Here is a 22,964-nt window from a genome sequence, read left to right as displayed (position 1 = left end):
GTTTCGGGAAGGGGCGGGGTGGGGCATGACCGCCGGAGGCCTTGCGGCGCCCGGTGGGGTCCGGGGCGTGCCCCGGGGTGGGGAATCGGCGGGGCTCAGGGTTGGGCATGGCGGCGTAGGGCTCGGTCTACCAGGGTGGGGGCTTCGCCTACGTAGGTGGTGGGGTTGAGTAGGTCGCGTACGTGGTCTGGGGGAAGGGTGCCCGCCAGCGCTTCGGCCAGGGGCTTGCCCTCTTGGGCCGCCTGCGTCAGCAGGGCCTTCGCTCGGGCGCGGCCCACCACCGGGGTGAGGGCCGCGATGAGGCGTTCGCTCACGATCAGGCCGTCCGTCAAGCGCAGGTTCGCCGCCATGCGGTCAGGGAAGACCCGCAGCCCGGAGGCGAGTTCGGCGGCATCGCGGGCGGCGCCGCCCGCGAGCCGTAGCAGGTCCCGCAGGGGCTGCCACTCGGCGTGCCACGCCCCACCGGGGCGTTCGTCCTCGGCGGCGAGCGCGCCGAACAGCGTGGCGGCCAGGCCCGGGGCCTGGCGCGCGGCGGAGGCGATGAGGGTGGCGCGCACCGGGTTGGACTTGTGCGGCATCGCGGACGAGCCCCCGCCCGCCCCCTCCGCCACCTCGCCGATCTCCGTACGGGAGAGAGTCAGTACGTCGGCGGCCAGCTTCCCCAGCGCGCCGACCGCGATGGCCAGCGCCGAGCCCAGGTCGGCGACGGGCGTGCGGAGGGTGTGCCACGGCAGATCGGGTTCGGCGAGGCCGGTTTCCGCCGCGAAGCGGGCCAGCAGCGGGATGCCGTCGTCGAAGGCGGCCAGCGTGCCCGCCGCACCGCCCAGTTGGGCCACCGGCCGCAAAACCCCGAGCCGGTCGCGGGCGTCCAACACCAGCGACCGCCAGCCCGCCGCCTTGAGCCCGAACGTGGTGGGCACCGCGTGCTGGGTGAGGGTGCGGCCCGGCATGGGCGTGGCGCGGTGGGCGGTGGCGAGCCGCGCCAGCTCCGCCGCCGTACGGTCGAGGTCGGCGACGATCAGCGGCAGGGCGCGGGCCGCGACCAGCATGGTGGCGGTGTCCACGATGTCCTGGCTGGTCGCGCCCCGGTGGACGTACGCCGCGGCATCGCGGTCTGTACGGGCCACCGCCGCGGTGAGGTCGGCGACCAGCGGGATGACGGGGTTGCCGCCGGAACGGGCCCGCTCGGCGAGGTCGCGTACGTCGTACAGCCCGGCGCGCGCCGCGTCCGTCACCACGGCCGCCGCCTCGGCCGGGGCCAGCGCCCGGGCGAGGGCGGCCTCGGCGTCCAGCATGGCCTGGAGGAAGGCCGTATCGCCGGTGGCGGACTCGACCGCCGAGCCGACCCGCGCGGGAGCGAGAAGACCCACGTCGTCGCTGCCTGAACTAGCTGAACTCAAGGAAAACCGTCTCTCCCTCACCCTGTAGCCGGATGTCGAAGCGGTACGTCCCCGGCTGGGCCTCCGCCGTCGCCACCAGCGTCTCCCGCCGCGCCGGATCCAGCGCGGCGAGGAGCGGGTCGGCGGCGCCCGGCCGCGCCGCGTCCTCGGGGAGGTACAGGCGCGTGTAGAGGTGGTGCAGCAGCCCCCGCGCGTGGACGCACACGCTGATGTACGGGACGGCGGCGGGGGCGCCGGGGCGCAGCGTACGGGCCGTCCAGTGGCCGTCGGCGTCGGTGGCGACGCGCCCGAAGCCGGTGAAGTCGACACCGTTGCGCCCGGCGAAGCCGCCGGTCACCGGGTCGCGGCGCATCGATCCGGGCGCGCCGGACAGCGAGCCGTCCGGCCCCGCCTGCCACAGCTCGATCAGCGCGTCGGGGACGGGCGCGCCCGCGCCATCGTGGACGTGGCCGTGCACGGTGATGGCGTCGGGGTGGCCGGTGGGGGCGAGGTCGCCGCCGCCGGGGAAGGGGAGCGCGTACCCGTAGAAGGGGCCGACGGTGTGGGAGGGGGTAGGGGAGAGCTGGGTCATCTGGTCTCCTCCGTGGATACTCCGCCCTTCAGGGCGGAGAGGAAACGGACTCCTGCGGAGCCGGGCAGGGTAAGCCGATTCGCCGCTGGGGGGGATGGGTGTTCGGCACCAAATGCAGTCAGGCAGTCACAACGTGTCATGGTAGTTTGTGAGTTGTGGCCACTCACGTGAAGCGGGCTTTCAAGTACCGCTTCTATCCGACGGATGCGCAGGCAGCTGAGCTGTCGCGGACGTTCGGGTGCGTGCGGAAGGTCTACAACATGGCGCTTGCCGCCCGTACCCAGGCGTGGGCCCGGCAGGTGCGGGTGAACTACAACGCGACCTCGGCGATGTTGACGGCGTGGAAGAAGACCGGGGAACTGGCTTACCTCAACGAGGTGTCCTCGGTCCCGCTGCAGCAGGCGCTCCGGCACCTGCAGGTCGCGTTCACCAACTTCTTCGCCAAGCGGACCGGGTACCCGCACTTCAAGACGCGGAAGAAGTCCCGGAAGTCCGCCGAGTACACCACCAGCGCGTTCCGGTACCGCGATGGCGAGCTGATGTTGGCGAAGATGAGCGAGCCGCTGGACATCGTGTGGTCCCGGCCCCTCCCGGAGGGCGCGAAGCCGTCCACGGTGACCGTCTCGCAGGACGCGGCCGGCCGCTGGTCCGTGTCGCTGTTGTGCGAGGACCCGGCTGTGAAGCCGCTTCCGGCCCGCGATCAGGCGGTGGGGATCGATGTCGGTCTCGATCACCTGCTGACCCTCTCCACCGGGGAGAAGATCGTCAACCCGCGCCATGAGCGCCGTGACCGGGAACGGCTGGCCAGGGCCCAGCGGAAGCTGTCCCGCACAGCGCGGGGGGATGGTGCGAACCGGGCCAGGGCCCGGCGGAAGGTCGCCCGTATCCATGCCCGGATCGCCGACCGCCGCAGGGACTATCTGCACAAGCTGACTACCCGACTCGTGCGTGAGAACCAAACGCTCGTGATCGAGGACCTGACCGTGCGCAACATGGTCAGGAACCGGAAGATGGCCCGCGCGATCAGTGATGCGGCGTGGTCGGAGTTCCGGAGCATGCTGGAGTACAAGGCCGCTTGGTACGGGCGCGAGGTGATCGCGGTGGACCGCTGGTTTCCCTCCTCCAGGCTGTGCTCGAACTGCGGCACGCTCGCCGAAGCCATGCCGCTCAGTGTCCGTACCTGGACGTGCGGCGGTTGCGGTGCGACCCATGACCGGGATGTGAACGCGGGGAAGAATCTTCTGGCCGCCGGGCTGGCGGTGTCTGTCTGTGGAGCTGGTGTAAGACCTCAACGGAGAACTCCGGGCGGGCAGTCGGCGACGAAGCAGAAAGCCTCACAGCGCGAGCCGTGAGAATCCCCCTCGTTCACGAGAGGGGAGAAGTCAACAGCGGCCTTCCTCGATCCAGGTGGCCGACGGCCCGTCCAGCACGATGTCCCAGCGGTAGCCCAGCGACCACTCCGGCTGGGACAGCGCGTGGTCGTAGGCGGCCACGAGCCGCTGCCGCGCCGATGCGTCCGTCACGGACTGGAGGATCGGGTCGTAGGCGAAGAGCGGGTCGCCGGGGAAGTACATCTGGGTGATGAGGCGCTGCGTGAACGCCGTACCGAAGAGGGAGAAGTGGAGGTGCGCCGGTCGCCACGCGTTCTCGTGGTTGCGCCACGGGTAGGCGCCGGGCTTGATGGTGGTGAAGCGGTACGAGCCGTCGTCGCCGGTCAACGTCCGTCCGACACCGGTGAAGTTGGGGTCGAGGGGCGCCGGGTGCTGGTCGCGGAGGTGGGCGTAGCGACCGGCCGCGTTGGCCTGCCACAGCTCGATGAGCTGGCCGCGCACCGGCCGTCCGTGGCTGTCCAGCAGCCGCCCGGAGACGGTGATGCGCTCGCCGAGCGGTTCGCCCGGGTGCTGGATGGTGAGGTCGCTGTCGACGTCGGTGATGTCGGTGTGGCCGAAGACGGGCGTGTGCAGTTCGACGGTCTCGGGGTCGCCCTCCACCGCGACCAGCGGCTGCTTCGGGTGGCGCAGCACGCTGCTGCGGTACGGGGCGAAGTCGCGCGCGGGGTGGTCGGCGGCGGGGGCGCCGTCGGCGCGCGCCTTGTCGTAGGCGGCGCGGCTGTCGGCGAGTTCGCGGTCGATGTCGGCCTGGGTGAGTGCCATGGCGGTACGCCTTACCTTTCGAGTACGAGGGCGAGGCCCTGCCCGACGCCGATGCACAGGGACGCCACGCCCGTGCCCGAGCCCGCCGCGGCGAGCTGGTGGGCGACGGCTCCGGCGAGGCGGGCACCGGAGGCGCCGAGGGGGTGGCCGATGGCGATGGCGCCGCCGCGCGGGTTGACCAGGGCGGGGTCGAGGCCGGGCCATTCGGCGAGGCAGCCGAGCGACTGGGCGGCGAAGGCCTCGTTCAGCTCCAGCGTGGTCAGGTCGGCGAAGGTACGGCCCGCCTTGGCGAGGGCGCGGCGTACGGCCTCGACGGGGCCGAGGCCGAAGTACTGCGGCTCGATGCCGGTGACGGCGGAGGCGCCGATGCGGGCCAGGGGCTCGCGTCCGGTGGCCTTGAGCCCCTCGTCGTCCACGAGCAGCAGAGCGGCGGCGCCGTCGTTGAGCGGGGAGGAGTTTCCGGCGGTGACGGTGCCGGTGTCCTTGGGCCGGAAGGCGGGCTTCAGCTTGGCGAGGGCGTCGAGGGACGTGGTCTCGCGGATCGTCTCGTCGCGGACGAGACCGGTGTCCGGGTACGGCAGCACCTCGGCCTCGTACGCGCCGTCCTTCCACGCCCGCGCCGCCTTCTCGTGGCTGGCCAGCGCGAACGCGTCCTGCGCGTCGCGGGTGATGCCGTGCTTGTCGGCGATCAGCTCGGCGCCCTCGCCGAGGGCGACGGTCCACTCGGGCGGCATGTCGGGGTTGGTCATGCGCCAGCCGAGGGTGGTGGAGTACAGCTGCTGATGCCCGGCGGGGAACGCGCGCTCCGGCTTCTGCAGCACCCAGGGGGCGCGCGACATGGATTCCACGCCGCCCGCGAGCGCGATATGCGCGTCGCCGACGGCGATGGCGCGGGCCGCCTGCAGCACGGCCTCCAGGCCGGAGGCACACAGCCGGTTGACGGTCGCGCCGGGCACGGTGACCGGGAGCCCGGCGAGCAGGACGGCCATCCGCGCCACATCGCGGTTGTCCTCGCCCGCGCCGTTCGCGTTGCCGAGGTAGACGTCGTCGATACGGGCCGGGTCGAGCGCGGGCGTACGGGCGACCAGGCCGCGCAGGACATGCGCGGCGAGGTCGTCGGGGCGCACCCCCGCGAGCGCGCCGCCGTACTTGCCGATGGGGGTGCGGACGGCGTCCACGATGTACACGTCACGCACGGCGGGCGATGCGGTCATCACGCGTCCTTTCCGGCGGCCTTGAGGGCGCGGAGGGCGGCCAGTTCGCCGGGGGCCGGCGGCTCGGTGGTGGTCACGGTGTCGGCGACTGCCAACTCCCAGCTGGTGGCGGCCCGTACCTGCTCGACGGTGACGCCCGGGTGCAGCTCGGTCAGCGTCAGTTCGGCGGTGGCCGGGTCGGGGCGCAGCACGCCGAGGTCGGTGATGACGGCGACCGGGCCCGCGCCGGGCATGCCGAGCTTGGTGCGGTCGCCGGGGCCGCTGCCGTGGCCCATGGTGGTGACGAAGTCGAGCTTCCGCACGAAGTTGCGGGTGGAGTGGCGCAGCACCATCAGCACCTGGCCGCAGTTGGAGGCGATCTCGGGGGCGCCGCCCGCGCCGGGCAGACGGCCCTCGGGCTTGTCCGGGCCACGGTCCACGAGGGTGGTGTTGATGTTGGCGTAGCGGTCGACCTGGGCGGCGCCGAGGAACCCTACGTCGATCCGGCCGCCCTGGAGCCAGTAGTTGAACATCTCGGGCACCGGGACCACGGAGTCGGCGGTCTCCGCGAGTTCGCCGTCGCCGATGGACAGCGGGAGGCGGGTCGGCTTGGAGCCGATGGTGCCGGACTCGTAGATGAGGACCAGACCGGGGTTGACGGTGGCGCGGGCGAGGTTGGCGGCGGTGCTGGGCAGGCCGATGCCGACGAAGCAGGTCTTCGCCCCGGCGAGCGCGCGGGCGGCGTTGACCTCCATCAGTTCGTCGCGCGTGAAGTCAGGGGTGCTCTCGGTCATCGGACGGCAGCCTTTTCGGTACGCACGTTCTCCTCGATCCACTGCGTGAACGCCTCGCGGTCCCGGGCGATCGGGTCCCATGCCTGGTAGAAGCCGTTGTCGCGCACCGAGTACCCGGTGGCGTACGAGGGGTGCGCCCCGCCGGGCACGACCGATACGGCGTCGATCACCCAGGTCGGCAGGACGATCCCGCCGGGCCGTGGCTCCAGCGCCTCGACGATCTCCTCGACCGTCACCAGCACCCGGCTCGCCGCGAGCGCGGCTTCCTTCTGCACCCCGGTCAGCCCCCACAGCTGGACGTTGCCCGCGCGGTCGGCCTGCTGGGCGTGGATCACGGTGACGTCCGGGTTGAGCGCGGCGACGGCGGCCAGCTCCTCACCGGTGAAGGGGCAGGTGACGGTGGAGATGGTGTCCGTACGGGTCGGGATGTCGCTGCCCCGGTAGCCGCGCAGCACGGCGAACGGCAGCTTGGACGCGCCCGCCACGTAGCGGTTCGCCATGCCCGCGTGGCTGTGCTCGTCCAGCTCCAGGGGCCGGGGCCAGCCGTTCTCGACGGCGTCGCGGAAGCGGTGCAGCGAGCCGACGCCGGGGTTTCCGCCCCAGGAGAAGACCAGCTTGCGGACCAGCCCGGCGCCGATGAGCTGGTCGTAGACGACGTCGGGGGTCATGCGGACGAGGGTGAGGTCGGTGATGCCCTGGCGGATGACCTCGTGCGCGGCGGCGTACGGGATCAGGTGGGTGAACCCCTCCATCGCGACGGTGTCCCCGTCGTGGACGAGGTCCGCCACGGCGTCGTGCAGGCTTCGAATGTCGGCCATCGTCACTCCGCGGTGATCGCACACGGTTTCGGAATGCTCAGTGTGCTGACTATTTTCTTGCCGGTCTCGAACGCTCCCATCGCTCGGGGCGCTCGTCAAGGGAGTCTAGGACGAAGATGGGCCGCTCGACACTGGTGCTTCCACAGGGCAGAATCGTTCAGTACACGAACCAAAGGCGGGGCGCCGGGAGGTCAGGGCATGGGTGCGGTCGATCTCAATACTCACCCCGGGCATCTGGCCCGCCGACTTCAGCAGGCCCACTCGCTGCTGTGGGGTGCGATGGTCTCCGAGGAGACCACATCGCCGCAGTTCGCGGTGCTCAACGCGCTGGTCGAGAAGCCGGACATCGATCAGCGCACTCTGAGTGAACACGTCCACCTGGACCGTTCCACGATCGCCGACGTGGTCGCCCGGCTCGGCCGCCGAGGCCTCCTGGAGCGGGTCCGCGACCCGCGCGACGGGCGCCGCAACGTCCTCAAGCTCACCGACGAGGGCGTCCGGCTGCACCGGAAGCTGGTGACGCGGACGGCGCGGATGAACCGGGTCTTCCTGGCGCCGCTGGACGAGAGCGAGCGGGAGCTGCTGCTCCGGCTGATCGGGCGGGTGGCGGACGCGGCGGAGGAGCTGCGGTCGTAACGCCTGCCGCAGCTCTACGGCATGAACGTGCTGGTCAGCCCTCCGTCGGCAGCGCGCCCAGACCGCCCGCCACCGTGCGGGCCGCGCTCGACAGCGAGGCCACGAACCTCGGCAGTCGCTCCGGCGTGAAGCGCGCCGACGGGCCGCCGAAGGAGAGCGCCGCGACCACCTCGCCGCCGCGCCCGCGCACAGGGACGGCCACCGAGGACAGCCCCTCCTCGTGCTCGCCGTGGCTGACCGCGTACCCCTGTCGGGCCGTCTCCGCCGCCCAGCGGCGCAGCGTATCGGCGTGGGCCGGGCCGTTCGGGGAGCGGCGGGCGATCCGGTCCAGGAGGGCGTCGTCGGCGCCGAGCAGCAGCACCTTGGAGGGGCCGCCCGCCCAGAGCGGCAGTTCGTCCCCGACCTGCACGATGTGGCGCAGCGCCTGCGGCCCTTCCTCCTGGGCGACGCAGACGCGGTGCACATCGCGCCGTACGTACAGATGCACCGTCTCCCGGTGCTCGGCGGCCAGCTCGCGCAGGGCCCGCCGGGCCGGGGCGGGCAGCCGCCAGCCCTGGTCCGCCATGCGGACCCAGCGCAGGAAGGTGGGCCCGGCGGTGTAGCGGCCGTGTTCGTCGAGCCAGAGCAGCCCGTTGAGGCGCAGGGTCTGCAGGATGCGCAGGACGGTCGTCTTCGGCAGCCCGCTGGCCTCGACGATCTCGCGGATGGACAGGGCGGGGCGGTGCTCGCTGAAGAGGCCGAGGATGTCGATGGCCCGCTGGACGGTCCGCATGCCGCCGTTGCCGCCGCCACCGTCACTCACATGGCCGCCGTCGCCGGTCCCCGTGTCCTCCGACGCCCCGCCCTTGCCCATGCCGCCACTCCTCGCACCGGTCCGCCGGCTGGTCCACCGACGGCCCCAGTATGGGCCCGGGTCCGCTGCGCGGACCAACGCCTCCGTGGCGGCGGGGGCGTCCGGGCACGTCAGGGCGGTACCCGGGGGCGCGGGTCGTGTCACATCGCGGATACTCGCCCGCAACCTCTTGTCGATGCTCAGCATACGTCCTATCGTCACCGTCACTCGGACCTCCGGGTCCATTCAGCGGACCAATGTCAGGAGTCACGGTGAAAGCAGCCGTTCTCACCGCACCCCGCCGCCTCCAGATCGCCGATGACTGGCCGGAACCCGTATGCGGCCCCCACGATGTCCTCGTCCAGCTCGACGGGATGGGGATCTGCGGTTCCGACCTGGCCGTTTTCGACGGTACGCGGCAGCCTCCCGCCCTCCCCTGGGTGGTCGGCCACGAAGGCTTCGGACGCGTCGTCGCGGTCGGCGCCCAGGTCACGACAGCCCCCGGAACGCGCGTCGTCATCGAGCCCAACTACGCCTGCCTCCAGTGCCCCGACTGCGCCCGCGGGCTCACCTCCGCCTGCGCCAAGCGCACCATCGTCGGCATGAACGCCCCCGGCCTCCTCGCCGAGCGCGTCGCCGTCCCCGCGCACTTCGCCCACCCCGTCCCCGACTCCGCCCGCGCCGTCGACCTGGCCTGCGCCGAGCCGTACACGGTGGCCCGTACCGCCGTACGGCGTGGCGGTGTCACCGCCGACGACAAGACCCTCGTTGTCGGCGCGGGCGCTCAGGGGCTGCTGCTCTGCCAGGCGCTGCTGGCCATCGGCGTGCGCCCGGCCGTCGTCGAACCCCATCCGTCGCGGCTGGCGCGCGCCGTGGAGCTGGGCGCCCGCGCGGCGGCCGAGGGCGAGGGCGGCTTCGGGTACGTCTTCGAGTCGTCCGGCGCCCAGGCCGCGCTGCGCGCCGCGCTGGAGCGTACGGCGCCGGGCGCCACGTACGTCCTGGTCGGGCTGGGCGCCGACCCGTTGCCGCTCACCCTCAACCAGCTCGTCCGCGCACAGCTCACCCTGCGCGGCTCGCTCATCTACGACCATCCCGGCGACTTCACCGCCGCCCTGGCCGACATCGCCTCGGGCGCGGTACGGCCCGGCGACTCGATCGACGCTCGCTTCCCGCTGGAGCGCGCGCAGGAGGCGTTCGCCGGGGCCCGCGAACGCGCGGGCAAGACCTGGATCTCGCTCACCCCCGCCGACTGAACTCCCCTCCCCACGCCTCTCCCTGAGAACGAATCCCGAGGCGAATCCTGAGACGAAGGAGTCTCACCATGAGCACCACCGGCACGCCCGCCACCGCCGCGCCCCCGGCCCTCGTCCCCGACTCCGCCCGCCCGGCCGTCAGCCGGGCCCGCTACGGGCTGCTCACCTCCCTCTTCATCATCACCGCGATCAACTACCTGGACCGCACGAACCTTTCGGTCGCCCTCCCGCACATCAAGGACGACCTCCATCTCACCGCCACCCAGCAGGGCATCCTGCTCTCCTCCTTCGGCTGGGCCTATCTGCTGCTGCAGATCCCCACCGGCCGTCTCATCGACAAGATCGGCGCCAAGCTGGCCTTCGGATACGCCCTGATCGGCTGGTCCCTCGCCACCGCCGCCGTCGTCCTCTCGCGCGGTTTCGGCTCGCTCGTCGGCATCCGGGTCGCGCTCGGCGCCTTCGAGGCACCGGCGTTCCCGTCCAACAACCGCCTGGTCGTCAACTGGTTCCCGGGCAGCGAGCGCGGCCGGGCCACCGCCACGTACACCTCCGGCGAGTACATCGGGCTCGCGATCGCCGCCCCCGTACTGTCGCTGCTCACCGTCCACTTCGGCTGGCGCTCGGTGTTCCTGGTCACCGGGGCGATCGGGCTGCTCTTCTCCGTCGTCTGGTTCCGCCGGGTGTACGACCGTCCCGAGCAGAGCCCGAAGGTGAGCGTCGAGGAGCTGGCCCACATCCAGCAGCCCGACGAGCAGGAGTCGGCGGCCGCCGTGGAGAACGCGTCCGAGGCGGAACTCTCCACCCTGCGCGCCGATCTGCGGGTGCTGCTCACCAACAAGCGGCTGTGGGGCATGTACATCGGCCAGTTCGCCAGCGCCTCCGTCCTCTTCTTCTTCCTCACCTGGTTCCCCAGCTATCTGGTGGAGGAGAAGGGGATGGGCATCATCAAGGCCGGGTTCTGGGCCTCCGCGCCCTACCTCGCGGCGCTGGTCGGCACGCTGGCGGGCGGCGCCTGGTCGGACCGGATGCTGAACAACGGCCGGTCCCGTACGGTCGCCCGCAAGCTTCCGGTGATGATCGGCTTCGTACTCGCCTCGATCATCGTCTGCGCGAACTTCACCGACTCCGCCCCGCTCGTGATCACCTTCATGTCGATCGCGTTCTTCGCGCAGGGGCTGATGCAGAACAGCTGGGCGCTGTTCGCGGACTCCGTCCCACGGCGGCTCACCGGGACCGGTGGCGGTGTCTTCAACTTCATGGCCAACGCGGGCGGTGTGCTCACCCCGCTCGTCATCGGCTTCATCGTCGACGCGACCGGCTCCTTCACCTGGGCGCTCGGCTACATCGCCATCGTCGTCGCCGTGGGTCTGGTGGCGTACGCGCTGCTCATCGACCGGGTGGAACGCATCGAGGCGTGAGCCTCGTCATGACGGGTCCGCTGTGCGGACCACATGACCCACTCAGCGGTCCGCCGAGCCTACGATGGCCGGGTGACCGTGACTCCAGAACGCCCCACCTCCGCCGACTGGTGGGTGACCGCGGACCAGTCGCTCACCCTCGTCGGCCAGTACACCGACGCCGCCCACACCGCACCCGATCTGCTCGCCACCCTGAGCCGGATCGGTGAGGCCAGCCGAGCCACCGACCACGCGCTCGGCGCCGCCGTCCACGCGCTGCTCGCCTCGGGCCGCACCTGGGACGAGATCGCGGACGCGCTCGGCCACCCCGACGCCGCGTCCGCCCGGCGGGCCACCGGCCCCGCCCTCGAGGGCGCCCGCCGCGCGCTGGATCGCCGTATCGGCCGCGACGGAATTTCAGAACGTTGACACTGGCTACTCATTAGTCACAGGTTCCACGGAAATTTACCCGTGCCTTCACATCTCCCTCACATTCGGAGTCTAGGTTCTCCATATTCATTCGACGCCCACGGGGAGGGATGTCACGGTGCCCGGAATCGATGAGTGTCTGCTGGAGGCCATGAAGCTGCCCGGCGCCCGGGGTGCCGCCGTGGTCGACTGGACCAGCGGTCTGGTGCTGGGCACGGTCGGGGAGTCGCCGAGCGGCGACCACGAGGCCACGGCGGCCGAGACGGCGGAACTCGCGCGGATGGCGGCGGAATACCCGTCCTTCGCCCCGGCCGACGGCTCCGACTGGTCCGAGGGATCCGGCGGGCCTGACGAGGGCACGCCTGTGCACGACGTGATCGTCAGCAACCGGGACAGCTATCACGTGCTCCAGTTCGTCCGCACCACCTTCGACAGCAGTGTGTTCCTGCATCTGTGGCTCGGCCGTACGGAGGGCAATCTCGCCCTCGCCCGCATCCGGCTGGGCGAGATGGCGCGGCAACTGGTTCTGGGGTGAGCGCCTTGCTGCACCGGCTCGCCGCCGAGAAGGCCACCGGCACGTTCATGCGGGAGCGGGGCACGCTCCATCTCGCGGGCGGACACGTCATCCACGCGGAGAGCCCGGAGACCCCTGATCTCGGGCTGCTGCTCACGGCGGGCGGCGCCCTGTCCACCGAGGAGTGGCGGCAGGCCCTTGCCGAAGCCGGACCCGAACAGCGGGTAGGGCGGTTTCTGGTGGACAGCGGCCGCTTCCCCGAGGGGGCGCTGGAGCTGTGCCACCTCGGCGCGCTGTACGACGCGGCGTTCTTCGTCCTCGCCCCGGACGGCGGCCCGGCCCGCTTCCGGTCCGGGGCCGCCCACTGGATGGGAGCCGTCCGCCCCGTGCCGGTCGGCGCGGTGCAGCGGGAGGCCGCGCGGCGACGGGAGCTGCTGCGCGAGATCTGGCCGGAGGGGGAAGCGGACACCGAACCGCTCGTACGGACCCCTCGCGCCCTCGACGCGAACGTGCCGTCGCGGCAGCGGGCGGTCCTCGACAACGTCGACGGGGTGTGCACCGCGGCCGACATCTCCCGCCTCCTCGGCCGCCCCGCGTTCCACACGCTCGTGGACGTACGCCGTCTCGTCGCCGCCGGGATCGTGACGCCGACCCGGCAGCCACCGACCCGGCGGCCACCTGGGCGGCCACCTCGGCGGCCCGGCGCCGTGGCTGCCCCGCAGCCCCGTACTGCTGCCACATCCAGCACTGGCCCCGACATCAGCCTCCTGCGCCGCCTCAGGAACGCGCTGGAGGGCCTGTGATCCGCGCGCTCAGACAGCGTGCCGAAAGGAGACAGCTCATGTCGGCCGAGGCCGAAATCCTCGACGAACTCCACCGGCTCCGGTCGCGCATGCCGCAGCTGACCGGCGCGCTCGCGGCCAGCGCCGACGGCCTCGTACTGGCGCAGGACACCCGGGGCGTCGAGCCGGAGGGAGTGGCCGCCCTCACCGCGGCCGCCCTGGGCATCGCCCTACGGCTCACCGACGCCACCGGGCAGGGTGGCTTCCGCGAACTCCTCATCCGCAGCGATCGCGGCTATCTGGCCACCTACGCCGCCGGACCGTCCGCCGTGCTGACCCTGCTGGCCGAGGGGCAGGTGAACGTCGGCCGACTGCACCTGGAAGGACGCCGCTCTGGCCGCCGCGTCAGCGAACTGCTGCAGACCACCGTCCAGCAGCCGGACCGCCCCCGCGAACAGCCACCCGCCGCCACCGATGCCCCTCCTCTGCCCGTACGGCCCACCTCCCGACGCACCCGTTAAACCGCCCCCCCGCAACCCGAAGGGAACGACACCCGTCATGTCGAACACCGAAACAGCACTGAAGGACGCGCTCTCGACGATCGAGGGCGCCACCGGAGCCGCGCTCGTCGACTACACCAGCGGGATGGCGCTGGGCACCCTCGGAGGCAGCGCGAACTTCGACCTGAACGTGGCGGCCGCCGGTAACACCGACGTCGTCCGCGCCAAGCTGCGCACCATGGAACACCTCGGCATCCAGGACGAGATCGAGGACATCCTCATCACCCTGGGTACCCAGTACCACCTGATACGGCTGCTCAAGAGCCGTGGCGGCAACGGCCTCTTCCTCTACCTCGTCCTGGACTCCGGGCGCGCGAACCTCGCGATGGCCCGCCACCAGCTGAGAAAGATCGAAGCCGAACTGGAGATCTGAGCCTCTCAGCGGCCGACCGTCCCGATCACCACCGTGGCCTCCCGCTCCGCACACACCTCCATGCGCGGGACCAGCCCATCGGCGGCGACGATGTCGAGCGCGCGCGACGCCTGCCGCTCGCTCATCTCGAACAGCAGACTGCCGCCCGGTGCCAGCCACCCCGGCGCCCCGGCGGTCACCCGGCGCAGTACGTCCAGCCCGTCCGCGCCCCCGTCCAGCGCCACCCGCGCCTCATGGACGCGCGCCTCGGGCGGCAGCAGCCCGACCTCCCGGGTGGGGACGTACGGCACATTCGCCAGCAGCACATCGACCCGGCCGCGCAGTGCGGTGGCGGGCAGCGGCTCGTACAGATCGCCCTCGTATACGGCGCCCCCCGCGGGCTCCACGTTGCGGCGGGCGCAGCGCACCGCGGCCGGGTCGATGTCGGCGGCGTGCCACTCGGCCCGCCCGCCCAGCGCCGCCACCAGCGCGGCCCCCAATGCGCCCGACCCGCAGCACAGATCGACCACCACCGCCCCGGGCCGCGCCAGCGCGGCCGCCCGCTCGACCAGGAACTCCGTACGCCGCCGTGGTACGAACACCCCGACGTCCACAGAAATCCGCAACCCCCGGAACTCCGCCCACCCCAGAACATGCTCCAGCGGCAGCCCGGCGGCGCGCCGGTCCACCATGACGTCGAGTTCGTCCGGACCGCGTGCTCCGGAAAGGATCAACCGCGCCTCGTCCTCGGCGAACACACACCCGGCGGCGCGGAGCCGGGCGACGACGGTGGAGAAGGTGACGAGTGAAGGTGCCGACATGGAAGCCTGGAAGCCTTTCGGAATCCCCGAGGGCGCTCCCGGCGGTCAGCTATCCCGCGTAGCCCTGAGGCGAGAGCACCCAGCCTGAACTGGCGTTGATGGGTCTCACCTCCTTGGTGCGTACGAGTGACGGCCACATTACCCGATCAGCGCCCGCCGGGCCTCGTGGATGAGGCGGTGGGCGTCGGCGCCGAAGACGGCGGATTCGCGGAGGGCGTTCCAGGCGCGGAGGTAGAGGGCGATGCTGTCGGCGTCGTTGATCCAGAGTTCGGCGTGCCAGTCCTCAACGAGGACTAGCCGCTCATCGTGAATCCAGAATCCATTGGCGGGCTGGATCTTCAGGGCTGCCGTGAACGGCACGATGCCCAGCTCGACCGTGTCCAGTCCGATGACGCTCATCAGCCGGTCGAGCTGGGCGGCGAGCACGGACGGCGGGCAGACGCGAGCGCGGAGCGCTCCTTCCCACATGATCATGTGGTACCGCTTGCGCGAGTCGTACAGTCCTTGCTGGCGCTGTAGCCGACCGCGTACCGCGGCCTCGGTGTCGCGTGGCGACTTGTGCAGGTCGGCGTTCTGAGTGAAGACGGCCCGTGCGTAGTCGGGCGTCTGGAGCAGGCCCACCACGAGACAATTTTCCCAGCCGCGCAGTGTGGTGGAGCGCTGGTGCTCGGCGTTGATCGTGTCCTGCACGGGCTTGTGTCCTGCGGCCAGTTGGCGGCGCCACGACCGGATCTGGGACTCAAGGCCGGTCAGCCGGGACTGCAGCTCCTGCGCGGCCTCCGGCTGATCGGTCGCGGTCGCCCAGGCGCGCAGGTCGTCCGCCGTCGCGGTCTGGCGCCCGTTCTCCAGCTTGTAGATCTTGGAGTGCGGCCAGCCCAGCCGCTCGGCCAGTTGTGTACCGGTGAGTCGACCTCCAGGACATGACGCACGCAGCTCCCGAAGCCGCGCTCCTAGGGCCACCCGTGCCTGCTGAAAGTCAGTGCTCACCGATACCGCTCGCTAGCTGTTCGCGGCCACCTCTGCCGCGAACTGGTCGTACGGGATGGCGCGATGCATTGCCGCGTCACGCACCTGGCAGTACCGCAGGACCTCTGCGGGTTCCGTGATCACCTCGACATTGAGCAGTGTGTCGTCGTCATCGAAGTTGAGGAGAGCGACGAGCCGGGAGTCGAAGATCCAGAAGTCCTCGGCGGGCAGTCGCAGTCGGTCGGCCTCGCCGCGCCAGAGATTGCGTACGTCCTCACCTGTGGCGGCGTTGCATTTCGCGTAGTCGAGCAGGAAGAGCTGTCCAGTGGTCGGCGGGTCGTCGACGACGCGGACCCGGCCGACGTGCTTGCCCTGTGACGTCTGGCGCCGCATGTTCGTGCACCACTCGCTATCGAGGTCCCATGTGGCGATGCCTGTCTCGACGAAAGCCACATAGGAGTCGTCCTCGCGGTCGGACGCGTAGCCGTGTCGCGTCTCAAGGTGCCAGGCCGAGTGCTCGAAGGTCTCGAAGAGCTTCCTGAACTCTTCCGAGTCGATCAGTTTGGGCACGCGGTCGATCTCCTTGGGGCCGTGGTTGACGAGCAGTTCGCGCGGGACGATCACCGCTGTGTCCCCAGTGCCCAGGTGCTGAAGCTGGGCGATGTCCTCGAGATCGGTGAGCGGTGTTCCCTGGACGATGATTTCACCAGTGTCAAGGTCCTCGTGAACGGCAGGGCACGAACCGCTCTTGCTGTCCGTGCCGTTGAAGCGCAGTCGTCGCGCCATGATCACGTCCTCCCTGGTTGATCTGGACGCCACGAGCATGCCGCACCTGTGTGCGCGCTCGGTATGCCTTCCATGACCCTACGTGAGATCAATCAAGAACATCCCGCCGGTAGGCGAGAACATTCGAGAACATCGCCCGCGCTCCCTGACCCCTTGTCCCTAACGTCCCGTTCACGCAGAAACGGCGGGAGAGGTGACCGATGAGAATCCGCGAACAGGACATCGAGGCGATGGGTGCCGATGAGCGCGCGACGCCCAGGGCCGAGGCCCAGGCCGTGGCCGAATTGCTGCGCCAGGTATTGGGGCGGCTCGGCTTCACCCCTGACGTGCCGCACGGCGTCAAGGGCGGGGAGCTGTACTGGCCCACCCTGCGCGGCGAACTCACCGTGTCCGGCTATCCGTTGGTGGCCCTCGGTCGCATTCCGCTCGACAGCGCGAACCGGCTCGCCGAGGTCCTGATGCGCGCCGCGCTGGAGGAGCAGACGAAGAAGGCCACCTCGCCGTAGACGGCGCAGACCCCCGTACCGACTGGACCGGAGCCCTGGCAGGTCGAGCCCAGCCGGAACGGGTGCACGTGCACGACGGCGTGCGGAGAGCCCACGCGCCGACAGCACAGGAGGGAATCATCCCGATGCGGCTGGCAGGACACAAGACCGTCTTACGGCAGGACCCGGACGACGGCGACACCATGCCCGACACCGACGCGCCGTCACCCCCTTCGGGCGGCGGCTGCGGTGGCGGTGACGGCTGCGGCCGTCAGTAACTCCGGTAGGCGCGGGCAGTCCCGGTCGGCGTGCCGGGGCTGCCCGCGCGGTCAGCTAAGGCGGCGCATGTGCACCATCACCACGGCTATACCTGGCTCGGCTCCGGCCATGAGCTGTCGAAGGACGGGCCCCGGCGGCCCATCCACCCTGACTTCACGTCCAGCAAGGTCGTTCCGCTGGAAGTGGCCCACTGGCTGCTGAAGCCGCCGTCGTTCATCCAGGGCACCTGGACCGACCCCACGGACGCGGTCGACTGGTTCGAAAGTCAGGCACACGCGCACGGAGCGGTCACGGGCGCGGCGGCTCGCGCGGTCGGCGCCGTGGAGGCCGGGGAGGATGTCGTCGGGGGGTGGTATCTGACGGGGCGGCGGTTTCTGTCCGTCTGTCTGGTCGCCTGCGGGCCGCACCGGATGCGGCCCGAGATCCCCTGCCCGCAGCGGCTTACGTGAGCCCGGCGAACCGCACGCCCGTCAGTTGTTCCGAAGCTGCCCACAGCTGGCGGGATGCCTTGTCGCTGAGGGTCCACTTGGCGCGGGTCGCGTGGGTGGGGGAGCCGGGGCGGAGGCCTTGGAGGGGTGGGCCGAAGTAGTCGTCCTGGTGGACGTCGGGGGCGGTGGCCGCGTAGAGGGTGGGGAGGGCGCCGCGCTCCGGGGGCTGGGCGAAGTAGCGGTTGCCGATGCCCATGAAGCGTTCGGTGGCCCGGCGGCCCCGCATCCTCGGTGCGACGGACATGAGGTTGGTGGCGGCGTAACCGGGGTGGGCGGCGGCCGCCACCAAGGGGGCGTTCGCGGTGCGCAGGCGGTGGGCCAGCTCGTGGGTGAAGAGGAGGTTGGCGCTCTTGGAGCGCGCGTACGCGGCCCAACGGCGGTATCTGCGCTGCATGTTGAGGTCGGCCGGATCGACCGTGCCCAGCAGGTGCATGAAGCTGGACACGGTGACCACCCGGGCGCCCGGCCCGGCCGCCAGCAGTTTCGGGAGCAGCAGTCCGGTGAGCGCGAAGTGGCCGAGGTGGTTGACGCCGAACTGTGTCTCGAAGCCGTCTGCGGTCCTGCGGTAGGGGATGGCCATGACGCCCGCGTTGTTGATCAGCAGATCGAGCCGGTCGCCCGGGAGATCGGCGGCGAAGGCCCGTACGGACGCCAGGTCGGCCAGGTCCAGCGGCGCCAATCGGACCGCCGCGCCCGGTACCTCGGCCCGGACGCGCTCCTCGGCGTCCTTGCCGCGCCCCGCGTCCCGGCAGGCCAGCACCACCTGGGCGCCGTGCCGGGCCAGTTCGACGGCGGTGGCGTAGCCGAGGCCGCTGTTGGCGCCGGTCACCACGGCGGTGCGGCCGGTCTGGTCGGGGATGTCGCTCGCGGTCCAGCCCTTCATCAACGCGCTCCTTCGCGGTACCCCAGTGGTGGTCGGTGCTGCCGGGAACGAACATGCCATGGCCGCCCCCAGTGCACCAGAACCCCGTTGTCGTACCCATGAGCGAGGATCTCCCCATGACGCGATCGAACGGGGGAGGGTCGATGACGGACGCGCGCGCGTGGGCCGCTCTGGACGACCGCTGGCTGGTGCACGCGCTGGCGGGGCTCATCGACGGCACGGGGTACTGGGGGCCCGGGGCGCTCGGCGGCATCGAGCGGACCGGGGCGTATCTGCGGGGCGCGTGGGATCCGGCGGAGACAGAGACAGAGACAGGGGAGGGGCCCGGGAAGGCCGGTGAGGGGTCCTGGGCGCGGTTCATCGGGCGGATCGGGGCCGTCGCGCTGCGGGCGGCCGTCGCGCCCACGCGGGACGGGCGGCGGCAGCGGCAGCTGGCGCTGCTGGAGATGTGGGCGGAGACGCCGTTCGCCGATCCGGCGGCCCGGCTGCGGACCGGGATCGTGGTCACCGAGCGGGCGGCGGTGCGTGACGAGCGCGGGGCGGCCGTCAGCGTCGGGTGGGACCGGGACCGGCGGCGCCGGTTCGTCGATCTGCGCACCGGGGGCGCGGAGCCGCCGGGCCTCGGGGAGATCGCGGAGGTCACCGAGGTGCCGCGCGGCTGGGGCAGCGCGGAGCAGCTGCGGCGGCTGGTGGCGCTGGTGCGGGAGCGGGGGCCCGTGCCGTGGGACCGGGCGGCGGTGGACCTGCTCAGGGACGGTACGGGGCTGGGCCGGGCGGCGGCGTCGCTCGCGCTGGCCGGGATGGTCAGCCTGAGTTACCGCCCGGCCCTCGACGCCGACGAGCGGGCGACGCTGCGGCTGAAGACGGCCGAAGCCGAGGACGCGAACAGCGAGTTGGCGGGGATCGGCGCGGCGGAGCGGCTGGAGCTGCTGGCGGGCGTCCTGCCGGAGGACCCCGCCGAGCTGTGGGAGCCGGGCGGGATGGGCCCGGTGGCCGAGCGGATCGCCGAGGCCTGGCGGCAGCGGTACGGGCGGCGGACCGTCGTCCCGGAGCGGACGCTGAGCGCGGTCGTGGAGCGGGGGACGTTCCCGCTGTCGGCGGGCCGCTTCTGCGCCGCGTTCACCGACCCCGCCGGGGAGCCCACGCTCCGCGCCGACCTGGACACCTGGATCCGCAGGACCGACTACGGATGCACGGCGGCCGACGAGCGGTACGACATCGTGCGGTTCAGGGAGCTGCTGAGCGGCGCCGTCAGCGACCTTCCCTGGGCCTGCGCCGAGCTGCCCGCCGGGGACCCGGTCCGGGACGGGGTGCCCGGATTCGTCGGCCTCATGAAGGACCGGCTCAACCACCCCGGACTGCTGCTGGACGCGGGCTACTTCCGCCACCAGACCGACGAACCGATCGCGGAGCTGCGCGAGGTGTTCGGCGGGAGCCCGTACGCCGGACCGGAGCGGCTGGACGTCGCCACGGTGGACGACGGGCTCACGATCGGCGCCGAGGGCATGATCGACCGCCGTGGCTACCGGGACAACACCCGCCTCTACTTCCGCCCGGCGTTCTACGGGGACGACGAGCGCTCCAAGCGGCTGTCGACGGCGTCCGCGCCCGGGGTCGGCCGCCGTGAGCTGGAGGCCGTGGAGTGGCTGCGCGGCCCGGTCTGCGCCCGCATCGTGGACCGGATCGTCTCCGGGGCGCTGCCCGCCGGGGCGTACGAGAGCGATCCGGCGGCCTCGGCGCCCGGCGTGGTGGCGTCGGTCGCCGGGAAGCTGGGGCTCGACCAGGACCCGGCGGTCCTCTATCTGCAGCTGCTGGTCCTGCCCCGGCCGACCGACCGTGGCGTCCGCGTCTGGAACGGATGGACGGCCGCCCGGCACCAGGAGGCCGCCGCCGCGCTGGTCGACCGGGGGCTCGCGGTCGCGGACAAGCGGGCCCGGGCCGGGCGCCAGGTGTTCCTGCCCGGCGGCTGGGCGCCCGCGCCCAAGAAGTTCTACCAGCCGATCGAGGTGTGGAAGGCGGACCTCCACGGTCTGCGGCTGGGCTACGACGGACGCGTGGAGGACCCGCTTCCGCTGCCCACCCGCACGCTGCCCGAGCTGTTCGCGGAAGGCTGGGCGCGGGTGGAGGCGGGGGAGGGCCCGCGCTGACACCCACGGGCCCACCGGTTGCTTCACGCGGGCCGACCGGTTCCTTCACGCGGGCCCGCCGGTTACTTCACGCGCGCCTCGCACACCAGCCGCCGCCGGTGGTCCACCCGGCGCTCCGGCCCGGTCAGCGTCAGCGGCACGGTGTGGCGTACGTCGGCGTCGGCGCTGGAGGACGCCAACCGCAGCTCCAGCGCGCCCGGTTCGACGATCCGGGTGCCGTCCTGGTCCGCCGGGTACGAGGCGAGGTCGGCGTGAAAGGTGAAGTGCACCTCGGCCGACTCGCCCGGCCCGAGCGGCACCCGGGTGTAGCCGACCAGCCGCGCCACCGGGCGGGCGGTGCGGGCCACCGGGTCGTGCAGATACAGCTGCACGACCTCGGTCCCGGCCCGCTCGCCCGTGTTGCGCACGGTCAGCCGTACCGTCGTCTCGCCGTCCGTCGGCACCTCGGCGGCGTCCGCCTCCGGCCGCTCCCAGGCGAACGAGGTGTACGTCAGCCCGTGGCCGAAGGGGAACAGCGGGGTCGGGTCGACGGTGCTGGCCTCGCCGAGGCGGCCGAGCGGGGGCTGCGGATACGTCCACGGCTGGCCGCCGGGCGCGTACGGCACGCTCACCGGCAGCCGCCCGGACGGGCCGACCCGCCCGCCCAGCACCCCGGCCACCGCAGGACCGCCCTCCTCGCCGGGGAAGAACGCCTGCACGGCGGCGGCCAGCAGCCCCGACCAGCGGCCGAGGGCGTACGGGCGGCCGGTGAGCAGCACCAGCACCACGGGCGTCCCGGTGGCCAGCAGCGTGTCCAGCAACGCGCCCTGATCGCCGGGGAGTTCGAGGTCGGCGGCGTCGCACCCCTCGCCCGAGGTGCCGCGCCCGAAGAGCCCGGAGCGGTCGCCGAGCACGGCCACGCACACCTCGGCGTCCGCCGCCATCCGCGCCGCCTGCGCCAGGCGGCTCTCGGCGGTGAGCGCCGCGGCGCCCCCCGAACCCGGTCCGGCCTGCGCGGCGGGCGCCGGGCCGGGAGCGGCGCACCCCTCGGCGTGGCTGATCCGGGCGCCGGGCAGCTCGGCACGGAGCGCGGCGAGCAGCGTCGGCACGTCGACGCCCATGGGCAGATCGGGGTGTTCGATGCCGACGTGGCGGGGGAACGTGTAGCAGCCGAGCATGGCGGCCGGGTCGTCGGCGAGCGGTCCGACGACGGCGACGCGAGCGTCGGGCGCCAGCGGCAGCACATCGCCGTCGTTGGCGAGCAGCACCACGGACTCCTCGGCCAGCTGCCGCGCGACGGCCCGCATCGCGGGCGGGTCGAGGTCGACGCGCTCCGGAGCCTGCGGCGACCAGTCCGGGTCCAGCAGCCCCAGTTCACACTTCTGGGTGAGCACCCGGCGCAGCGCCCGGTCGACCAGCCGCTCCGGCACCTCCCCGGCCCGTACGGCGTCCCGCAGCGGGGTGCCGTAGCAGCGGACGGCGGGGAGTTCGACGTCCACGCCCGCCGCCAGCGCCAGGGCGGCGGCGCGCCCGGGGGAGTCGGCGACGCGGTGGGCCAGCTCCAGGAAGGAGACGCCGAAGTAGTCGGCGACGACGGTGCCGGTGAAGCCCCACCGCTCCCGCAGCAGTTCGGTCAGCAGCCACGGGTTGGCGGCGGAGGGGACGCCGTCGAGGTCGTTGTAGGAGTGCATCACGGAGCGGGCCCCGCCGTCCCGCAGCGCCATCTCGAACGGCGGCAGGATCATCTCCGCCAGCTCGCGCGGGCCGATCGAGACCGGCGCGTGGTTACGGCCGCCCCGCGAGGCCGAGTAGCCCGCGAAGTGCTTGAGCGTGGCGATGATCCCGGCGGATTCGAGGCCGCGTACGTACGCGGTGCCCACCGTCGCCACCAGGTACGGGTCCTCGCCGATCGACTCCTCCGTACGCCCCCAGCGCGCGTCCCGCACCACGTCCAGTACGGGCGAGAGCCCCTGGTGGACGCCGACCGACCGCATCGAGCCGCCGATCTGCCCGGCGGCCCGCTCCACCAGGGCCGGGTCGAACGAGGCGCCCCAGGCGAGCGGCGTCGGGAAGACGGTGGCGCGCCAGGCGGTGAACCCGGTCAGGCACTCCTCGTGGACGAGCGCCGGGATCCCGAAGCGGTTCGCGGCGGCGATACGGGCCTGGGTGCGGGCGAGCGCGGCGGCGCCCTCGGCGGGGTCGACGGGGGCGGTGCCGAAGGGGCGGGTCAGCTGGCCGAGGCCGTGCGGGAGGAGGCCGTCGAGGTCCACGTCCTCCGCCACCTCGTGCTGGAGCGGGGCGACGTCCTCGCCCTCCTCGCTCTCCGAACCCGGCCACACGCTGTACAGCTGGGCGAGCTTCTCCTCCAGCGTCATACGGGCGAGCAGGTCGTCCGCGCGGTCCTCGGCGGGGAGGGAGGTGTCCTGCCAGGAGTGAGGCATGAAGC

25 protein-coding genes are annotated in these 22,964 nt (G+C 72.2%); 13 read left to right on the top strand and 12 right to left on the bottom strand.

Annotated elements, in window-relative coordinates; all coding sequences use genetic code 11:
• Positions 1–95: 95 nt before the first annotated feature.
• Positions 96–1,370: a 3-carboxy-cis,cis-muconate cycloisomerase gene (gene pcaB, locus ACFV9T_RS01240; RefSeq protein ID WP_385436004.1), complete on the bottom strand. Its 1,275-nt coding sequence runs from the start codon at positions 1,368–1,370 to the stop codon at positions 96–98.
• A gap of 16 nt (positions 1,371–1,386) precedes the next feature.
• Positions 1,387–1,971 carry a protocatechuate 3,4-dioxygenase subunit alpha gene (gene pcaG / locus ACFV9T_RS01235; RefSeq protein ID WP_385436003.1) on the bottom strand — a complete coding sequence of 195 codons (585 nt, stop codon included), beginning with the start codon at positions 1,969–1,971 and terminating at the stop codon, positions 1,387–1,389.
• A 155-nt stretch (positions 1,972–2,126) separates the two neighbouring features.
• On the opposite strand from pcaG, the gene ACFV9T_RS01230 reads away from it, so the two are divergent.
• On the top strand, positions 2,127–3,323 hold the full coding sequence (locus ACFV9T_RS01230) for an RNA-guided endonuclease InsQ/TnpB family protein (RefSeq protein ID WP_385436002.1): 1,197 nt from the start codon (positions 2,127–2,129) through the stop codon (positions 3,321–3,323).
• A 30-nt stretch (positions 3,324–3,353) separates the two neighbouring features.
• Here the strand turns inward: ACFV9T_RS01230 and pcaH are convergent, their stop codons facing one another.
• The 4 genes from pcaH to ACFV9T_RS01210 are packed head-to-tail and all read right to left on the bottom strand — an operon-like array spanning position 3,354 to position 6,929.
• Positions 3,354–4,124 carry a protocatechuate 3,4-dioxygenase subunit beta gene (gene pcaH, locus ACFV9T_RS01225; protein WP_385436001.1) on the bottom strand — a complete coding sequence of 257 codons (771 nt, stop codon included), beginning with the start codon at positions 4,122–4,124 and terminating at the stop codon, positions 3,354–3,356.
• An 11-nt stretch (positions 4,125–4,135) separates the two neighbouring features.
• The gene (locus ACFV9T_RS01220; RefSeq protein WP_385436000.1) at positions 4,136–5,338 is read right to left on the bottom strand and encodes a thiolase family protein; all 1,203 of its coding nucleotides are present in this window, start codon (positions 5,336–5,338) and stop codon (positions 4,136–4,138) included.
• A complete protein-coding gene (locus tag ACFV9T_RS01215) occupies positions 5,338–6,111 on the bottom strand; it encodes a CoA-transferase subunit beta (protein WP_385435999.1) in 774 nt (257 codons plus the stop codon). The genes ACFV9T_RS01220 and ACFV9T_RS01215 overlap by 1 nt, the downstream gene beginning before the upstream one ends.
• On the bottom strand, positions 6,108–6,929 hold the full coding sequence (locus tag ACFV9T_RS01210) for a CoA transferase subunit A (RefSeq protein ID WP_385435998.1): 822 nt from the start codon (positions 6,927–6,929) through the stop codon (positions 6,108–6,110). The genes ACFV9T_RS01215 and ACFV9T_RS01210 overlap by 4 nt, the downstream gene beginning before the upstream one ends.
• 198 nt (positions 6,930–7,127) lie before the next feature.
• On the opposite strand from ACFV9T_RS01210, the gene ACFV9T_RS01205 reads away from it, so the two are divergent.
• Positions 7,128–7,565: a MarR family winged helix-turn-helix transcriptional regulator gene (locus ACFV9T_RS01205; protein ID WP_385435997.1), complete on the top strand. Its 438-nt coding sequence runs from the start codon at positions 7,128–7,130 to the stop codon at positions 7,563–7,565.
• A gap of 34 nt (positions 7,566–7,599) precedes the next feature.
• Here ACFV9T_RS01205 and ACFV9T_RS01200 read toward each other — a convergent pair whose 3' ends face one another.
• Positions 7,600–8,418 carry an IclR family transcriptional regulator gene (locus ACFV9T_RS01200; RefSeq protein ID WP_385435996.1) on the bottom strand — a complete coding sequence of 273 codons (819 nt, stop codon included), beginning with the start codon at positions 8,416–8,418 and terminating at the stop codon, positions 7,600–7,602.
• Between the two features lie 251 nt (positions 8,419–8,669).
• Between ACFV9T_RS01200 and ACFV9T_RS01195 the strand changes: the two genes are divergently transcribed.
• The 7 genes from ACFV9T_RS01195 (at position 8,670) to ACFV9T_RS01165 (ending at position 13,705) form a co-directional block, all read left to right on the top strand.
• Entirely contained in the window at positions 8,670–9,650 is a 981-nt protein-coding gene (locus ACFV9T_RS01195) for a zinc-binding dehydrogenase (protein ID WP_385435995.1), read from the top strand.
• Positions 9,651–9,718: 68 nt separating this feature from the next.
• Complete coding sequence (locus tag ACFV9T_RS01190; protein WP_385435994.1) at positions 9,719–11,068, top strand: MFS transporter; 1,350 nt, start codon at positions 9,719–9,721, stop codon at positions 11,066–11,068.
• A gap of 72 nt (positions 11,069–11,140) precedes the next feature.
• Positions 11,141–11,476: a hypothetical protein gene (locus ACFV9T_RS01185; protein ID WP_385435993.1), complete on the top strand. Its 336-nt coding sequence runs from the start codon at positions 11,141–11,143 to the stop codon at positions 11,474–11,476.
• Between the two features lie 118 nt (positions 11,477–11,594).
• Positions 11,595–12,011 (top strand): hypothetical protein, encoded by a 417-nt coding sequence (locus ACFV9T_RS01180; protein WP_385435992.1) that lies wholly within the window; start codon positions 11,595–11,597, stop codon positions 12,009–12,011.
• Between the two features lie 47 nt (positions 12,012–12,058).
• Positions 12,059–12,793: a transcriptional regulator gene (locus ACFV9T_RS01175; RefSeq protein WP_385436124.1), complete on the top strand. Its 735-nt coding sequence runs from the start codon at positions 12,059–12,061 to the stop codon at positions 12,791–12,793.
• Positions 12,794–12,831: 38 nt separating this feature from the next.
• Complete coding sequence (locus ACFV9T_RS01170; protein ID WP_385435991.1) at positions 12,832–13,293, top strand: roadblock/LC7 domain-containing protein; 462 nt, start codon at positions 12,832–12,834, stop codon at positions 13,291–13,293.
• A 37-nt stretch (positions 13,294–13,330) separates the two neighbouring features.
• Entirely contained in the window at positions 13,331–13,705 is a 375-nt protein-coding gene (locus ACFV9T_RS01165; protein WP_385435990.1) for a hypothetical protein, read from the top strand.
• A gap of 5 nt (positions 13,706–13,710) precedes the next feature.
• Here the strand turns inward: ACFV9T_RS01165 and ACFV9T_RS01160 are convergent, their stop codons facing one another.
• The 3 genes from ACFV9T_RS01160 to ACFV9T_RS01150 all read right to left on the bottom strand — a co-directional run bounded on the left by ACFV9T_RS01160 (position 13,711) and on the right by ACFV9T_RS01150 (position 16,257).
• Positions 13,711–14,505: a putative protein N(5)-glutamine methyltransferase gene (locus ACFV9T_RS01160; RefSeq protein ID WP_385435989.1), complete on the bottom strand. Its 795-nt coding sequence runs from the start codon at positions 14,503–14,505 to the stop codon at positions 13,711–13,713.
• 138 nt (positions 14,506–14,643) lie between these two features.
• Entirely contained in the window at positions 14,644–15,492 is an 849-nt protein-coding gene (locus tag ACFV9T_RS01155) for a helix-turn-helix domain-containing protein (RefSeq protein ID WP_385435988.1), read from the bottom strand.
• A 12-nt stretch (positions 15,493–15,504) separates the two neighbouring features.
• Complete coding sequence (locus tag ACFV9T_RS01150; RefSeq protein ID WP_385435987.1) at positions 15,505–16,257, bottom strand: DUF6879 family protein; 753 nt, start codon at positions 16,255–16,257, stop codon at positions 15,505–15,507.
• A gap of 200 nt (positions 16,258–16,457) precedes the next feature.
• Between ACFV9T_RS01150 and ACFV9T_RS01145 the strand changes: the two genes are divergently transcribed.
• The 3 genes from ACFV9T_RS01145 to ACFV9T_RS01135 all read left to right on the top strand — a co-directional run bounded on the left by ACFV9T_RS01145 (position 16,458) and on the right by ACFV9T_RS01135 (position 17,470).
• Positions 16,458–16,763, top strand: coding sequence for a hypothetical protein (locus ACFV9T_RS01145; RefSeq protein WP_385435986.1), 306 nt, complete (start codon positions 16,458–16,460; stop codon positions 16,761–16,763).
• 125 nt (positions 16,764–16,888) lie between these two features.
• On the top strand, positions 16,889–17,020 hold the full coding sequence (locus tag ACFV9T_RS01140) for a hypothetical protein (protein ID WP_385435985.1): 132 nt from the start codon (positions 16,889–16,891) through the stop codon (positions 17,018–17,020).
• Positions 17,021–17,089: 69 nt separating this feature from the next.
• Entirely contained in the window at positions 17,090–17,470 is a 381-nt protein-coding gene (locus tag ACFV9T_RS01135; RefSeq protein WP_385435984.1) for a hypothetical protein, read from the top strand.
• Here ACFV9T_RS01135 and ACFV9T_RS01130 read toward each other — a convergent pair.
• Positions 17,463–18,392: an oxidoreductase gene (locus ACFV9T_RS01130; protein ID WP_385435983.1), complete on the bottom strand. Its 930-nt coding sequence runs from the start codon at positions 18,390–18,392 to the stop codon at positions 17,463–17,465. The two genes, ACFV9T_RS01135 and ACFV9T_RS01130, sit on opposite strands and share 8 nt — an antisense overlap.
• 143 nt (positions 18,393–18,535) lie before the next feature.
• Between ACFV9T_RS01130 and ACFV9T_RS01125 the strand changes: the two genes are divergently transcribed.
• Positions 18,536–20,539: a hypothetical protein gene (locus tag ACFV9T_RS01125; protein ID WP_385435982.1), complete on the top strand. Its 2,004-nt coding sequence runs from the start codon at positions 18,536–18,538 to the stop codon at positions 20,537–20,539.
• Positions 20,540–20,601: 62 nt separating this feature from the next.
• Here the strand turns inward: ACFV9T_RS01125 and ACFV9T_RS01120 are convergent, their stop codons facing one another.
• Positions 20,602–22,959 carry a beta-glucosidase gene (locus tag ACFV9T_RS01120; protein ID WP_385435981.1) on the bottom strand — a complete coding sequence of 786 codons (2,358 nt, stop codon included), beginning with the start codon at positions 22,957–22,959 and terminating at the stop codon, positions 20,602–20,604.
• Positions 22,960–22,964 lie beyond the last annotated feature (5 nt).

The sequence above is a fragment of the Streptomyces sp. NPDC059850 genome (assembly GCF_042731515.1).
In the GTDB taxonomy this organism is placed as follows: Bacteria; Actinomycetota; Actinomycetes; order Streptomycetales; family Streptomycetaceae; genus Streptomyces.
Note: the sequence above shows the minus strand (reverse complement) of the source record. Positions and strands in the feature narration are given on the sequence as shown.

Coding starts and splice junctions, on each gene's coding strand:
- pcaG (WP_385436003.1), bottom strand. CDS start 1,971: ATGACCCAGCTCTCCCCTACCCCCTCCCACACCGTCGGCCCCTTCTAC.
- pcaH (WP_385436001.1), bottom strand. CDS start 4,124: ATGGCACTCACCCAGGCCGACATCGACCGCGAACTCGCCGACAGCCGC.
- ACFV9T_RS01220 (WP_385436000.1), bottom strand. CDS start 5,338: ATGACCGCATCGCCCGCCGTGCGTGACGTGTACATCGTGGACGCCGTC.
- ACFV9T_RS01215 (WP_385435999.1), bottom strand. CDS start 6,111: ATGACCGAGAGCACCCCTGACTTCACGCGCGACGAACTGATGGAGGTC.
- ACFV9T_RS01210 (WP_385435998.1), bottom strand. CDS start 6,929: ATGGCCGACATTCGAAGCCTGCACGACGCCGTGGCGGACCTCGTCCAC.
- ACFV9T_RS01205 (WP_385435997.1), top strand. CDS start 7,128: ATGGGTGCGGTCGATCTCAATACTCACCCCGGGCATCTGGCCCGCCGA.
- ACFV9T_RS01200 (WP_385435996.1), bottom strand. CDS start 8,418: ATGGGCAAGGGCGGGGCGTCGGAGGACACGGGGACCGGCGACGGCGGC.
- ACFV9T_RS01190 (WP_385435994.1), top strand. CDS start 9,719: ATGAGCACCACCGGCACGCCCGCCACCGCCGCGCCCCCGGCCCTCGTC.
- ACFV9T_RS01175 (WP_385436124.1), top strand. CDS start 12,059: ATGCGGGAGCGGGGCACGCTCCATCTCGCGGGCGGACACGTCATCCAC.
- ACFV9T_RS01170 (WP_385435991.1), top strand. CDS start 12,832: ATGTCGGCCGAGGCCGAAATCCTCGACGAACTCCACCGGCTCCGGTCG.
- ACFV9T_RS01165 (WP_385435990.1), top strand. CDS start 13,331: ATGTCGAACACCGAAACAGCACTGAAGGACGCGCTCTCGACGATCGAG.
- ACFV9T_RS01160 (WP_385435989.1), bottom strand. CDS start 14,505: ATGTCGGCACCTTCACTCGTCACCTTCTCCACCGTCGTCGCCCGGCTC.
- ACFV9T_RS01150 (WP_385435987.1), bottom strand. CDS start 16,257: ATGGCGCGACGACTGCGCTTCAACGGCACGGACAGCAAGAGCGGTTCG.
- ACFV9T_RS01145 (WP_385435986.1), top strand. CDS start 16,458: ATGAGAATCCGCGAACAGGACATCGAGGCGATGGGTGCCGATGAGCGC.
- ACFV9T_RS01140 (WP_385435985.1), top strand. CDS start 16,889: ATGCGGCTGGCAGGACACAAGACCGTCTTACGGCAGGACCCGGACGAC.
- ACFV9T_RS01130 (WP_385435983.1), bottom strand. CDS start 18,392: ATGAAGGGCTGGACCGCGAGCGACATCCCCGACCAGACCGGCCGCACC.
- ACFV9T_RS01125 (WP_385435982.1), top strand. CDS start 18,536: ATGACGGACGCGCGCGCGTGGGCCGCTCTGGACGACCGCTGGCTGGTG.
- ACFV9T_RS01120 (WP_385435981.1), bottom strand. CDS start 22,959: ATGCCTCACTCCTGGCAGGACACCTCCCTCCCCGCCGAGGACCGCGCG.